This window comes from Aeribacillus sp. FSL K6-8210, assembly GCF_037963925.1.
Taxonomy (GTDB): Bacteria; Bacillota; Bacilli; order Bacillales; family Aeribacillaceae; genus Aeribacillus; species Aeribacillus composti.
The window spans coordinates 1,168,750-1,183,076 of record NZ_CP150172.1; the positions used below are offsets into that span (position 1 = coordinate 1,168,750).

Sequence of the window (14,327 nt, forward strand, 5' to 3'; positions counted from 1 at the left end):
TACAATTGTTGTACAGGAAATCGAACAGGAATCCGAACCAAAAGTTCGGAAGGAAAAACGGACAGAACGCAAGAAATGGAAAAAAAACTTTAAAACTGATTCAAGAAAATTTTTTACCTCGACTAGCCCAATACAAGGAACAGGATGAAATCTTTGGCGACACAAGTGTATAATCTCGATCTACTTTTTCCTCGTTCTTAGGTTCTACGATTAATGTACCGTATAATCCCTTGTCCACTTGTTTCGCGCTTTCTTGATGGGAATGATACCAATACGTTCCTGGTACAGTAGCTGTAAATTCATACGTAAAGGTTTCGCCCGGTTTGACTGCATCCATTGTGATCCCCGGAATTCCGTCCTTACTATTTGGAAAAGGGTAGCCATGCCAATGAATCGTAACCTGTTCCGGTAATTCATTTTTCAAATTGATTTTAACAGTCTCCCCCTGTTTAATACTCATTTGCGCTCCGGGAACCGATCCATCGTACGTATAGACCGGAAGTTTTACTTTATCATTTATTTGTAATAATGCTTCCTTAGCAGTAAGATTAATCTCTTTACCGGATAAAACTTCTGTATTTGTTACCAAATTCAGTTGCTCATTGACTTCAGAGGTTTTGGATGTTTTTTCCTCATTTTTATTCATGTTTGACATATCGTGTCCTTGCATAGAACTGTGCGAAGCGTTATTTGAGCAGGCTGCACTAATCGCAACGACTCCCGCTAAAATGGTTCCAAACAATAATTTTTTCATGTATTTTCCTCCATAAACTTTCATCATAAAAAATAAATGTGCAAAATTTATGGAGAAAGAGTTATATAAATAATTTTCCACAAAGTAATTTAGAGAAAATAATTATTCGATGTTAATGGAGGATATGAAACAAAAAAGACAAACCACTATCTATAACCGGTTAATTGTGGTTATAGGTAATAGCTTGTTTGCCCATTTGTATCCAAGCGTTTATAAATTCAGACTTAGGTGCTTTTTTATTTTTCGTACCTGTCAACGGGTCATTAAAATAAATATATTGCTCATCATATCCGGTGATTAACACGGAATGCTCCCAGTATGTAATTTTTAAAGGACCTTGCGGGGTCTGCCATTCAATAAATTCAGAAGGAGGAAGTACACGAAAGGTTGTGTTAGTAATAACCCAAACTGGAGTACCTTTAGACAAATATTTATATATTTCTTCAAATGACTGTCCTGTTAAATCAATGATTTGGTTAGGTAAATAACTCTCGGCTAATTCTTTTATAGGTTTATGATAGACACCGTATCCCGGTTTCTTTTTTGTATACATGTCACCAACAAACCCTTCATTTGGATGTCCATAAAATACTTTTCCATTATGTATTCGATAAGGAGTTGGGTTTTTCTTTATTTGCTTCGCTAGTGTCATCTTGTCTACTTTGATTCCCGCGTGATTCAAAAGCATTGCCAGACTTGTTACCTCGCACCCCCTTGGTAGTTCTGGAAGTTGCGAGAGAAGGGGGGCATCAATGAGAGCTGATTTAACCGGGACTTGTTCTTTTGAATTAGATGACGAATTTCTCTCTTCAACTTTATTTTTATATGATGTTTTCTGTACTTGATTTTTTATAGCATCGATCATATTTTCAGAATTTACATAATGGACAAATAGAGTTAAAAACAATAGGAAAAAAGCGGTATAGAACCCTATAGCTAGTTTATATAACTTTTCATTGGTTGGCTTTCGTAAAAGAAAAATAGAAAGTGAAACAATCATAAAGGCTAAAAAAAGTATAATCCCTAACATGACAGCTGCACCCCTTTGTTAAACTTGCTGTTTTTATATTATCAACTAAATATGCAGAAACAATGGAGGTGATTCTTATCATGTAATTATGTAACAATTTCGAAAAAATCCATAATTTTTCCACATTTTATTGTTATAATCAGTAGCATTGCATTAAGTTAATTTTAATTTGTCAAGCCCAATTTTATGTTAAATTTCATCTTTTTGGATATAAAAAAACTCCTTATAATTAGGATTGGCAGTCCTATCCAAATCCTAAGAATAAGGAGAAACCATTATGGATAAGAATACCACAGAATCCACAATAAATGAACTATTTAAAGAGATCGATCCAATAACTTTTTCAAAACTAATTAATGTGATTGACGTTGACAAATACATTAAAAAATTAACGGCGTATAAGTTTTTACAACTTTGTATCATCGCTCAGTTAAACGAATTGGAAAGCTTAACAAAATTGGCCAAACATTTGAAAGACAAGGAAGAGTTGCAGACATATCTGGAATTTGATGCAATTAGTACTTCGCAACTTTCTCGCAAATTAGGCCAATTATCCCCTCAACTGTTTGAAAAAGTATTTAAATATCTGGTCTTAAAGATCCAAGGGCAAATGAAAAATGCCCCGATCATCCGAAACATTGGTCGTCTTCTGGTCATTGATTCTACCACGATGAGCATGAGTTTGAGCCAATATCCATGGGCAACTTTTCGTAAGACAAAGGCTGGTGTTCGACTCCATTTAAAGGTTGTTGTAACGAAGGATATCACTGTTCCGGATCAAGGGATTATCTTACCCGCGAAACATGCCGATCGCACACAGATGGACGAACTCATTGAAATCGATCCAAATGCGATTTACTTGTTTGATCGAGGGTATGTCGATTACAAACAGTTCGACCGCTTATGCCGAGAAGGGGTGCGATTCATTACCCGGCTTAAAAAGAACGCAGAGATTGAAGTTTTATCGGAACGGATTCCCAATCCAGAACGTTTGATTTATAGGGATCAGATTGTCATTTTAGGAAATGACCGTAATCATACCAAAATGACTCATCCTCTCCGATTGATCGAAACGGTCGACAGCGAAGGGAATCCCGTGATCATCATAACCAATTGCTTTGATCTTTCTGCGGAAGAGATTGCAGATTTATACCGATATCGCTGGAAGATAGAGACCTTCTTTAAATGGATGAAACAGCACCTTAAGATAAAAAGATTTTATGGAAAAAGTCAAAATGCCGTTTACAATCAAATTTGGATCGCCCTAATCACCTATTGCTTACAGGCCATGCTCCAATTAAAAGTGAATCACGATGGTCCTTTATTAGAGATCAAGCGAACTTTACAGAATCTGCTTTTTAAAGGTTTTGACTGTTTTGTTCGCTCCCTTTTTAAAAAGCCAATTCGAACGTCCAACGGTCGGAAAAAATACCATTGGGAAAAAGATTTTGAAACCATCGTGTACCAATTTGAAGAAGGGGAGGTGGAACACCTAGACGATTTAGTTTATGATCCAATGTTTCTGTAATATATTACCAAATTGTGGAAATGGACTGCCGATTAAGACGTCATTGTCCTTTTAAGCTTGCTTAGAAAGATTGTATGTCTGAATATTCAGTTACATGAAATAACTGGAATTTTTATTGAGCTTGACAAACATTAAATTTTTTTATGCAACGCTACTGTGTTATAATATATTAAAGGAATGAAAATATCGCAAGCAGGTTTCAGGAGGAATAATTAAAGTTCATTATAGGAACCTATAGATGGTATAAAAATAGAGTTTGTTACATTTAAATAAGATCAAAATATTATATTTTGCTAACCCAAGTCTTGATACAATCTATAAAATTTAAATTTGATAAAGTGAGGGAATAGCAATATCATGTGCGGTTTTATTTGTAGTATTCATGATCATCCAAGAATCATTGATGAAAAATGGAAAGAAACGTTTCAAGAAATGAATGATATCATTACTCATCGCGGTCCTGATGATGGTGGTTATTTTTTTGATGAATATGTGAATTTTGGATTTCGACGTTTGAGTATTATCGATCTTGAGACAGGGCACCAGCCATTGTCCTATGAAAATGAACGATATTGGATCATATTTAATGGGGAAATCTACAACTATGTGGAATTGCGAGAAGAATTGCTTGCAAAGGGATATAAATTTACTACTCATTCCGATACAGAAGTCATTATTGCTCTTTATAGTGCTGAAAAAGAAAAAGCTGTAGAAAAGCTTCGAGGTATGTTTGCTTTCGTCATCTGGGACAAACAAGAGAAAACGATTTTTGCGGCACGTGACCCGTTTGGCATAAAACCATTTTTCTATATGGAACAGGGCGACCGTACGTTTTTTGCTTCCGAGAAGAAAAGTATTTTGCTCGCTCTTAAAAATGATTTATTAGACTATGATTCACTGCAGCATTATTTAACATTCCAATATGTACCTGAACCAATGACGATGTCTGATGGTATTAAAAAGTTAGAACCGGGTCATTATATTAAGAAAAAAATCGGTGAAAAATTAACCATTCATCGCTATTGGAAAGCCAAATTCCAACCTATCATCAAATCAGAAGATGAACTTGTCAAAGAAATTCGCAACGCGCTGTTCGATTCCGTGCAAGTGCATATGCGCAGCGATGTGCCGGTAGGTTCTTTTTTATCAGGAGGAATTGATTCATCCTTCATTGCAGCGATTGCGAAACAATTTAACCCTCATATCAAGACATTTTCTGTCGGCTTTGATCGGGAAGGATTCAGTGAAATTGATGTGGCAAAAGAAACAGCGGACAAGTTAGGCGTTGAGAATATTAGCTATGTCATTTCACCAGAGGAATATATGGAGGAATTGCCGAAAATTATGTGGCATATGGATGATCCACTTGCCGACCCTGCTGCAGTGCCGCTTTATTTTGTCGCCCGGGAAGCAAGAAAGCATGTAACGGTCGTTCTTTCCGGTGAGGGAGCAGACGAGCTGTTTGGGGGTTATAATATTTATCGTGAGCCGCAGTCATTGGAACTCTTTGAGCGAATGCCAAATGCAGTTAAATCAGCCTTGAGAGTGATTGCAGGAATACTCCCGGAAGGAATAAAAGGAAAAAGTTTTATTGAGCGTGGTACAACACCCATGGAAGAACGATATATCGGCAATGCGAAAATGTATAGCGAGGCAGAAAAACAAAAGCTGCTAAAAGGATATAAGAGGGGATTAGAATATACAAATATTACAGCTCCTTTTTATAGAGAAACAACCCATTATCCTCCTGTAAACCGGATGCAATATATTGATATTCATACATGGCTGCGTGGCGATATTTTATTAAAAGCGGACAAAATGACAATGGCCCATTCATTAGAATTGCGGGTTCCATTTTTAGATAAAGCAGTGTTTGAAGTAGCGGCAAAAATTCCTCCAGAGATGAAGACAGCAAATAATACGACGAAATACATTTTGCGCAGAGCAGCGGAGGGTATTGTGCCAGATCATGTTTTACATCGAAAAAAATTAGGGTTTCCCGTGCCAATACGTCATTGGTTGAAAAACGAAATGTATGACTGGTCGAAAAATATTATAAAAGAAAGTGCAACAGATCATTTATTTAATAAAAATCTATTGTACCGTTTACTAGACGAGCATTGTAGCGATAAGGCAGATCACAGCCGAAAAATTTGGACCGTTCTTATCTTTATGATTTGGCACCAAGTATATGTGGAAAAGAAATACGATTTTACAAATGTATATAAAAAAGACAAGCAGCTGCTATCAATCTAATTTGATTAATTTGTGATTTCCTGTCTTCTTATTTGCACCCAAGCTTCTAAAATTCAGCTTTTGGGTGCTCTTTTATTTTTCGTACCTGTCAACGGATTATTAAAATAAATATGTTAATCATCATCCCATCAAGGAATTACAAGATCAGATTATTACATGCAATCAATGAAATAATTGTAAGCGTAAAATAGTCCACACCTACCTTTAGATGTGGACTATTGTTATGATTTATTTAGCTTTTATTAGGAACACGACATTCTTCTGGAATTGTTGTGGACCAAGGAAGGAGTTGATCTAATTTTTCTTTGTCAGTCAGATTAATATTTGGAAGCTGTTCAAATAAATATTTAAGGTAATTGAATGGGTTTAATCCGTTTTCCTTCGCAGTCTCCACAATGCTATAAATGATTGCGCTGGATTTAGCCCCCTTTATGGTATTGCTAAACAGCCAGTTTTTCCTCCCGATTACAAACGGTTTAATGGATCGTTCTGCGCGGTTGTTATCAATTTCTAAACGACCATCCTCTAAAAAAGCTACTAAACGGTCCCATTGATTACGACAATATTTAATGGCTTGCCCAAGTGCACTTTTTGGCAACACTCTTGGGGCTTGTTCATGAAGCCATGCCAAAAAAGCCTCCAATACCGGTTGGCTGCGTTCTAAACGTTTCTTATAACGTTCTTCAGGACTAACGTCCTTTAAATCCCGTTCTATCGAGAAAAGTTGGTTACAGAATGCAAGACCTTCTTTGGCTTTAACGTGAGTAGTTTTAGCCGATTCAGGAAGAGCCTGCAAAGCTTCTGTGAATTTACGTCTGGCATGAGCCCAACAACCGACCAGACTGACATCAGGGATTCCGTTATAACCGGCATACCCGTCCACATGTAAATATCCACGGAAACCTTCCAAAAATCGTAAAGGATGTTTGGATGCACGGGTTCGCTGGTAGTCATACAAAACAATTGGAGGCCCCATTCGTCCTGTCCGATAAAGCCACATAAATGATTTGGAAGTCGCTCGTCGGTCAGGTTCTGAAAGAACCTGTAAGGTGGTCTCATCCGCATGGAGGATATCCTGATTCAATAGATGGTTACGCATTCGGTCGTAAACAGGACTCAACCAGGTGTCGGCTCCATACAAAATCCAATTGGATAAAGTTTGCCTGGAAATGAATATGCCAAATCGCTCCAGATGTTTTTCCTGGCGATACAAAGGCATACTTTCAACGTATTTCTGCGTCATCGTATAAGCCATTGACGATGGAGATGCCAGACTTCCCGGAAAAACAGGAGCCGGCATTTTCGCCGTGACAATAGGCGTTTCTATTTCATGGCGTTCACAATGACGGCAACTATAAACATATTGGACATGCTTTTTCACTTTTACTTGTGCTGGAATAACTTCTATTTCTCTGCGTACTTGCGTACTCATTTCGTGTAGAGGTCCAGCGCAACACGAACAAACCTGTTCCTCAGCTGGCAAACGGTATTCCACCGTTTCAGTAGGCAGGTTTTCTAGTTTTTCATCTCGACGATTTCGCTCCTTCTTGCGTGTATATGTAATGGTTTCAATCGTCGGTTCTTCATCATCAGGATTTGCGGTAGCTTCAGCTTCATTGAAAAGGGACAGTTGGTCTGAATTGGTCTTCTCACTGGAAGAACCAAAACGACGTTGTTGACTTAACCGAAATTGCTCCTCATACCATTTTAGCTTCGCTTCCAAAGCTTCCTTTTCTATTTCAAGCTTTTCGTTACGCGCTTTATAGTATTCAATTGTTTCCTGAATTTTTGTGTCCGTGTTTTTCATAGTTCCAGTATACGCAAAAGAATCCGGCTTGACCAGTCGGATTCTCAAGTTTTTTAATTTCATAGAATCGTGCGTGCTTTCACTGTGGGATGGGCTTGTTTTTGTTCGATGGATAAGCCATCTAATAACCAGCGTAGCTGACGAGGACTGATATCCATCGGCACTCCTTCTTGTTCAGATGGCCAGTTGAAAGTTCCTCTTTCTAATCTTCGATAATGGAGCCAAAACCCATTATTATCCCACTGTAGAATTTTAAGTTTATCCCTTTTCCGATTACAGAAAACAAATAAACAAGGGGAAAATGGATCCAAATCGAAGCATTCTTTGACGATGACTGCGAGACCATCAATCGATTTCCGGAGATCGGTGCTTCCACGTGCAAGGTACACTCGTTCAAAAGTAAGCGTAAAATAATCCCCACCTTTTAATGATAGGGATTAAATACTATTATTGTGATAAGTTATTAAAAACCCGACAATTCAAAGGAATTGTTTTGGACCAAGGAAGTAGTTGATCAAGCTCATCCATATTGCTTATATCCATATTGGGAAGCCTTTCAAATAAGTAGCGAAGATAATAAAATGGATTTAATTTATTCTCTTTTGCTGTCTCCACAATACTGTAAATGATTGAGCTGGCCTTAGCTCCTTTCGGAGTATTGCTAAAAATCCAGTTCTTCCTTCCGATCACAAATGGTTTAATGGATCGTTCACTTCGATTATTATCGATTTCTAATCGTCCATCCTCTAAAAATGCCACGAGTTTTTCCCATTGGTTGAGGCAGTATGTAATGGCTTGACCTAATAGACTCTTTGGTAAAACATTGCTTTTCTCTGTTTTTAGCCATGCTGAAAAAGCCTCCAACAATGGTTGGCTGTGTTTAAGTCGTTTTTTATATCGTTCTTCTGGTGTACATTCTTTCAAATCACGCTCGATGGCAAATAGCTGATTACAGAAATTGAGTCCTTCCCGAGCTGTGACTGCTGAATGACGTTTGGATTCAGGAAGTACGTTTAAAGCCTCATCGAACTTTCTGCGGGCATGAGCCCAACATCCAACTAATGTTACGCCGGATACCTTATGGTATCCTGCATATCCATCGACATGCAGGTATCCTTTAAACCCTTTTAGGAATTCTTTGGCATGTTCTCCTGCTCTAGTTTCCTGATAGTCATAAAGGACAAGTGGTGGATCCTCTCTTCCAGTCCGATAAAGCCACATGTAAGATTTCGATGTGCTTGACCTTCCAGGTTCATGTAAAACCTGAACAGTTGTTTCATCCGCATGTAGAATGTCTTTAGAGAGGAGATGCTCTTTCATTCGTTGATAAATTGGCGCAAGCCATTTTTCGGCACCATAAAGCATCCAATTGGCCATGGTTTGCCTGGATAAGATCACACCTAATCGTTTGAACTGTTGTTCTTGGCGATATAGAGGTAGCCCCTCTACATATTTTTGATTCATAATATATGCCATGCTTGACGGTGAAGCTAAACTTTTTGGATACACAGATTTTGGGGCAGGTGCTGTAACGATTGGTGTCTCTATTTCATTACGCTCACAATGACGGCATCCATAGACATATCGAACGTGTTTTAAAACTTTGACTTGAGCCGGAATAATCACTAATTCTTGTCGTACTTCTGTGCTCATTTCGTGTGTTTTTTCACCGCAACACGAACAGACCTGCTCTTCTTCGGGTAAACGATATTCAATCGTTTCCATAGGCAGGTTTTCAAACGTAGCTTGACGTTGACCACGTTTCTTTTTACGACGATATGTAATTGTTTCAACAGTTGGCTCTTCGGCTTTTACATTAGACTCTACCTCTGCTTCATTGAATAAAGGTAGTTCTAATTGATTAGGATTTGTTTTTTCGCTTGAAGAGCCAAATTTTCGTTTTTGACTAAGACGATACTGTTCTTCATACCATTGTAATTTCGCCGTCAATTCAACGATTTGCTGTTGAAGTTTTTCAATTAATTCAAATGGGTTTTGGGTAGGATTCTTTAAATTTTTCATCATGTAGTAATAATTCGACGGTTTTAGCTATTTTCCTCCAAGGTTTTTGTTAAAAGTAAAAAATTCATATAACTGTTCTAGCCTTTACTTCTGGGTGTGCTTTCTTTTGCTCCATTGCAAGACCATCCAATAACCAGCGTAATTGCCGATAACTAATTTGTATCGTTCCAGTGTCATTTTCATTTGGCCATTGAAATTTTCCTTTTTCCAATCGACGATAATAAAGCCAAAAACCATTATAGTCCCAGTGAAGAATTTTTAATTTATCTCGCTTTCGATTACAGAACACAAAATAGCTTGATGAAAAGGGATCTAAATCAAATCCCTCTTTCACCAAAGCAGCTAATCCATCAATGGATTTTCTCAAATCAGTACTTCCTTTTGCCAAGTAAACTCGTTCAGCTCTTGTACCAACTAACATGTTGATTTCAACGTCCTAACCACTTCTGAAAGAAAGGCCGGATCGAAACCAGGTTTTACTTCAATTGAAATCCCACTAATTTCAATCCGTAATGAATTTTCAACTGTTTGTGAATGATCTTCTAGGGTAACGGATGCCCATTTTGTAGACTTTCCTTGATTTTTTATTGGATTTTCAATTTTTCTTAACCAGTATTTAAACTGGTGAATACTCCATTGATTTTCCTTGCACCAGTTTACTTGAGTTTGACCGCTTTTACGATAGTCAGCGATTCGTTGTTCCCAAACCTTTCGTAATTCAGGATTCTTAGGCATAAAAAAACCTCCTTCAATTTCATCTTGAGGAGATTATCTCATGAAATTAGCACATCAAGAAGGTGTGCAAGATTTGACGCTTACCTATAATTTGAATCTTTAAATGTAGTAGCAATACTCGAAGGTAAAGGCATTTTTTCAATTTCCTCTACCTGATTGTCAATACGAGTTGAGTAATCTTTTCCTTTTTCAACTGTTTTTTTACCAGTACCCTTAGGAAATTATAAAAATGTACTTTATAAATGGGCGGCAGTTTCACTAACCATCACCCATTATATCAACTGACTTTCCGTTCAGGCATGATATAAGCGTGATGTTAGTCTAAAAATTGGACACGGAGAACAGGGAGATTATAATAAACTTAATTACAATAGGTTCGAGGTGTTCAATCATGAAAAAGAGAACATTTGATCAAGAATACAAGATTCAAGCTGTTGAGTTATGCTTGGAGGGGGACAAGTCCATCGCCCAAGTGGCAAAAGAACTAGGTTTGGCTTACAACACTCTTCATCGTTGGGTCAAAGAATACAAAGAAAGCAATGGAACAAGCTTTGTAGGTTCAGGCAACATCAAGCCACAAAATCAAGAAATCATCGAGTTACGCCGTCGCAATCAAGAGTTGGAGGAGGAATTAGCGATCCTAAAAAAGGCGTTAGGCATCTTCACCAGAAGTAATTTACGCCTTCATTTTTCAACACCATAATGAATTTCTTGTTGTGAAGATGTGCCAAGTTTTCGGTGTTTCAAGAAGTGGGTATTACGACTGGCTCAAGCGTGTGAAAAGTAAACAGAAAGAACGAAAAGAACAACTCACTCAACAAATTCGAAATGAGTATCTAAAGTCCCGTAAGATTTACGGAAGCCCAAAAATTACGCAAGAACTACGCAAACAAGGGATTCGTGTTTCTCAAAAGAATGTCGCTCGCATCATGAGCGAAGAAGGCTTGAGATCCATTACCGTCCGTAAATTCAAAGCCACTACGAACAGTAACCATCCTTACAACGTATATGCCAATCTATTGAAACAGAACTTCCAAGCAACGGCTCCTAATGAAATATGGATGGCAGATATTACGTACATTCCTACCGACGAAGGCTGGTTGTATTTAGCGAGTATCATGGATTTATATACTCGTAAGATTGTAGGATGGTATATCGATACACGAATGACGAAAGAGTTAGTCATCAAAGCGTTACAACGGGCTCTAAACAGCGAAAAACCAACGGGACGAGTGATTCATCATTCGGATCGTGGAAGCCAGTATGCTTCGAATGACTATCAGCGACTTTTACAGGAACATCATTTTCAAGTGAGCATGTCGAGACGTGGGAACTGTTACGATAACGCTTGTATAGAGTCATTTCATAGCCTCATCAAGAAAGAGTGCATTTATCTGAATCGATTCCGTACGCGAAAAGAAGCGAAACAAGCCATTTTTGAGTACATCGAATGCTTCTACAACCGCAAAAGAAGTCATTCAGCCCTTGGCTATGTATCGCCATGTGAATTTGAAGCTGCATATTACGCTAACCAGAGAAAAGTAGCTGCCTAAATTCAGCTATTTCTCTCTGTTTAACGTGTCCGTTTTCTTGACATAACACCACATAGAGTTTAAAATTTACTTTATCTTTTAAAAACTCCAAAACTAATGCTCTCATTGTCTTCGTTGTTCAAATAATCTACAACCATTAAAGTCTCTTGCTTAATGCCAATCCAAGTATAATTTCTTTTTAATAACTATCTTCAAATAGGCAATGAAATACTGTTACCTTTTCCTCTCTAAGTTCTAACGAAATATTAGGTACTTCTATTTCTAATAAGCTTTTTTCAAGAACTTCTATCCCCTCATTCTCTAATAATTTCAAAATATCTTTGCCGATTCGTTCTGTTTCTTCATCGAATGGCTGGTATTGTTCTTGCATTTCAATCTCTCCATCAACATATTCATACCTAACATATTTTATTGCTGCGAATGGAGCAATTGCCGAAATATAAACCAATAATCCGTTTAAATAAGTGTGTTCTCTGATATATGCTCTAAATTCATCCGTACCAATTTTTATCTTAGGATGGATCGAAGGCATAATATATAATGTGAAACATTTTGAATAATTAAAATCTGTTAAATTCTCAACGTTTATTCCTTTTATTTCATGAGTGATTTTATTAGCCCAAACATTAGTATCGACATAATTCAATAAAACATATCCAAAATCACCATGGTGATATAATTGTTCAATTGTATTTAATACATTTTGTTTCATGATATACCTCCGTTATTTTACTGGGTAACCATGGATGTTTCCTTTTTTATCCATATGAACTTTTACTCTAGTTTCTCCATTCACCCCAATTGGTTTGTGAAAGTCATAAATTTTAACACTACCATCTGGCTTAACTACAGTTCCCTTTACCCATGCTTCTTGAGTCAATTTAACTCCATCTTCTCCTTCTGGCCATTGAGTTTTCTTACCAGGCATACTATTAGGATGACCTAAAACATGCTTTCCTTGCTTACCAGCATCTACTTTTGGTGCTCCCGGAACGCCTGCATCCACCGTCCCTTGGCTTGGTAGCTTAACAGTTTTACCCGTACCCTTAGTGCCAAGTTCAACGCCATCGTTGCCTGCTTTACTTCCGCCTAAATTTACCCCCGTCTTCTCACTTAGATAAGCTCGAACTTTATTCTCCAATCCTTTGGTGTTTTCGGGCGGAACCTTAACATTCCCAACCCCTTCTATGGCCAATCCCATTTGCCGGCTTGGCAGGAGGTGTCTTAAGTTTGTTGCGGCGTTGTCTACGAACCGACCGACTTGCAACGAACCTTTTTTTGCACCGGTTTTTAAATGCTGCGTCATTTCTTTCGTCCATGCCTTGGCACTCCTGATGCGGGCCAATATGCTGTTTTCCGCATGGACAACCAGGTCGCAGGCACGTTGTGATTTCTGGTGCAATCCAGCTTTCAAGCTTGTAAATAGCTTGGGATCCATTGCTTCTAGAAGAGGTGCGAACCGGGCGGCACTGCTGAATTTCGAAAGCGCGCTGATGCCAGGGACGATATCCAATGGGGCGAGGGCACCGCGGAATACTCTTTCGCCTGTTCCCAGTTCCCTCCCTGAAATCCAGTCTTTTCCGGAAACGGCCGAGCTTAATTCCAGTGTACCATAGGCCATGCCCAATGCCATCCCTGCCGGCGGACAAATAAATGAGACGCCGACAATCACGACGAGCGCCGCTATTTGCCCCCAGAATTCTTTATTCAACTGTCCTTCTTTGATCGATTCATACTGAAAAGCATGGGAATTCAATGTCGTCTGTATATATTCTTTTTTCGAAAAGTCATGGCGGGTGTTCAGTTCTTTCCATGAGGCGTATTCCCGTTCCATTAGCCTGGCATAGTAGTTGCTGCCGCTGAACAGATCTTCCAGTCCAACTTCCGCTTTCGGCACTTCGATCGTCTCCTGTGAGCCATAAGTTCCTGGAACGACGATTATTTCTTTAACACCGATGTGGTTTTTCGTCTTGATCTTTGATATCGATAAGTCGCGCATCGCTTCGACAAAAGCATCGATATCTTGATAAAACGGCTCATCGATGGTGCGGTCGACAATATCTCCGATGCGGCCGCTAAAGCGGTGCATGACAAGAAAATCCTCATATAAGCTTTGATATTGGCTTTTGCGATCGGTATGGGTGAAAGAGATGACACCATCGCTGTCATATTTGGCTATGTCTGACTGGGCGTCTTCCAAAAGATCGCTGATATCTTTTAAGTTGTCGATCATGCCTTTTCCCCATGCGCCAAGGCCGATCAGATCGCCAATGCCTTTCTTGGTCCTTTCCCATTCTAAGGTATATAGTTGACATTCACTGTATCCATGCCTCCGATTGAAACGAAATGGATTCCATCAAGTGGAAAAGCTTTTTGTTTCATTATAAGACAGATAAAGGAATTTTTAGTAAATAGAAATGAAAAAAGGGAATTTTAAGAAAAAACTACCAAGAGGTTTCTAGATTATTTTCTTATTTAGGTAATAGAGACCAATCATATTGTCTTAAAATAAAAATCCCCCTTAAAATTTGAAGGGGGATAAATGATTCTGTTTTGCAGGTAATCTTGACGGCAGCTTGTCGTCGATTTTTTGGTTTTATAATATGTTTGTTGGCGTATTTTTTGTTTAAGATAAAAATAAA

9 protein-coding genes and 2 pseudogenes are annotated in these 14,327 nt (G+C 38.3%); 3 read left to right on the forward strand and 8 right to left on the reverse strand.

All coding sequences use genetic code 11. From position 1 onward, the window contains the following. Positions 1-160: 160 nt before the first annotated feature. A pseudogene (locus tag NSQ41_RS05805) lies at positions 161-754 on the reverse strand (multicopper oxidase domain-containing protein); the annotation flags it as partial. A gap of 160 nt (positions 755-914) precedes the next feature. Further along, positions 915-1,784, reverse strand: a complete 870-nt coding sequence (locus NSQ41_RS05810; protein ID WP_094245385.1) for a C39 family peptidase — start codon at positions 1,782-1,784, stop codon at positions 915-917. Between the two features lie 277 nt (positions 1,785-2,061). Between NSQ41_RS05810 and NSQ41_RS05815 the strand changes: the two genes are divergently transcribed. Next, the gene (locus NSQ41_RS05815) at positions 2,062-3,312 is read left to right on the forward strand and encodes an IS4 family transposase (protein ID WP_339192832.1); all 1,251 of its coding nucleotides are present in this window, start codon (positions 2,062-2,064) and stop codon (positions 3,310-3,312) included. Between the two features lie 357 nt (positions 3,313-3,669). Next, positions 3,670-5,568 (forward strand): asparagine synthase (glutamine-hydrolyzing), encoded by a 1,899-nt coding sequence (gene asnB / locus NSQ41_RS05820; RefSeq protein WP_339199281.1) that lies wholly within the window; start codon positions 3,670-3,672, stop codon positions 5,566-5,568. A 232-nt stretch (positions 5,569-5,800) separates the two neighbouring features. Here the strand turns inward: asnB and NSQ41_RS05825 are convergent, their stop codons facing one another. From NSQ41_RS05825 to NSQ41_RS05840, 4 genes are all read right to left on the reverse strand, one after another. Continuing rightward, entirely contained in the window at positions 5,801-7,375 is a 1,575-nt protein-coding gene (locus NSQ41_RS05825) for an IS66 family transposase (RefSeq protein ID WP_339199974.1), read from the reverse strand. Between the two features lie 447 nt (positions 7,376-7,822). Continuing rightward, positions 7,823-9,400 (reverse strand): IS66 family transposase, encoded by a 1,578-nt coding sequence (locus NSQ41_RS05830; protein ID WP_274856739.1) that lies wholly within the window; start codon positions 9,398-9,400, stop codon positions 7,823-7,825. Between the two features lie 61 nt (positions 9,401-9,461). After that, positions 9,462-9,818, reverse strand: a complete 357-nt coding sequence (tnpB, locus tag NSQ41_RS05835) for an IS66 family insertion sequence element accessory protein TnpB (protein ID WP_003352857.1) — start codon at positions 9,816-9,818, stop codon at positions 9,462-9,464. Then, the gene (locus tag NSQ41_RS05840; protein ID WP_003352856.1) at positions 9,812-10,132 is read right to left on the reverse strand and encodes a hypothetical protein; all 321 of its coding nucleotides are present in this window, start codon (positions 10,130-10,132) and stop codon (positions 9,812-9,814) included. Before NSQ41_RS05840 ends, tnpB begins: the two co-directional genes overlap by 7 nt. Positions 10,133-10,523: 391 nt before the next feature. Here NSQ41_RS05840 and NSQ41_RS05845 point away from each other — a divergent pair. Continuing rightward, a pseudogene (locus NSQ41_RS05845) lies at positions 10,524-11,685 on the forward strand (IS3 family transposase). Between the two features lie 178 nt (positions 11,686-11,863). Here NSQ41_RS05845 and NSQ41_RS05850 read toward each other — a convergent pair. Further along, positions 11,864-12,397: a hypothetical protein gene (locus NSQ41_RS05850; protein WP_066249858.1), complete on the reverse strand. Its 534-nt coding sequence runs from the start codon at positions 12,395-12,397 to the stop codon at positions 11,864-11,866. Positions 12,398-12,409: 12 nt separating this feature from the next. Next, positions 12,410-13,918 carry a hypothetical protein gene (locus NSQ41_RS05855; RefSeq protein WP_339199291.1) on the reverse strand — a complete coding sequence of 503 codons (1,509 nt, stop codon included), beginning with the start codon at positions 13,916-13,918 and terminating at the stop codon, positions 12,410-12,412. Positions 13,919-14,327: the final 409 nt, after the last annotated feature.

What these genes read in the sequence shown, in the direction of transcription:
- NSQ41_RS05810 (WP_094245385.1), bottom strand. Translation starts at nt 1,784, where the DNA reads ATGTTAGGGATTATACTTTTTTTAGCCTTTATGATTGTTTCACTTTCT.
- NSQ41_RS05815 (WP_339192832.1), top strand. Translation starts at nt 2,062, where the DNA reads ATGGATAAGAATACCACAGAATCCACAATAAATGAACTATTTAAAGAG.
- asnB (WP_339199281.1), top strand. Translation starts at nt 3,670, where the DNA reads ATGTGCGGTTTTATTTGTAGTATTCATGATCATCCAAGAATCATTGAT.
- NSQ41_RS05825 (WP_339199974.1), bottom strand. Translation starts at nt 7,375, where the DNA reads ATGAAAAACACGGACACAAAAATTCAGGAAACAATTGAATACTATAAA.
- NSQ41_RS05830 (WP_274856739.1), bottom strand. Translation starts at nt 9,400, where the DNA reads ATGATGAAAAATTTAAAGAATCCTACCCAAAACCCATTTGAATTAATT.
- tnpB (WP_003352857.1), bottom strand. Translation starts at nt 9,818, where the DNA reads ATGTTAGTTGGTACAAGAGCTGAACGAGTTTACTTGGCAAAAGGAAGT.
- NSQ41_RS05840 (WP_003352856.1), bottom strand. Translation starts at nt 10,132, where the DNA reads ATGCCTAAGAATCCTGAATTACGAAAGGTTTGGGAACAACGAATCGCT.
- NSQ41_RS05850 (WP_066249858.1), bottom strand. Translation starts at nt 12,397, where the DNA reads ATGAAACAAAATGTATTAAATACAATTGAACAATTATATCACCATGGT.
- NSQ41_RS05855 (WP_339199291.1), bottom strand. Translation starts at nt 13,918, where the DNA reads ATGATCGACAACTTAAAAGATATCAGCGATCTTTTGGAAGACGCCCAG.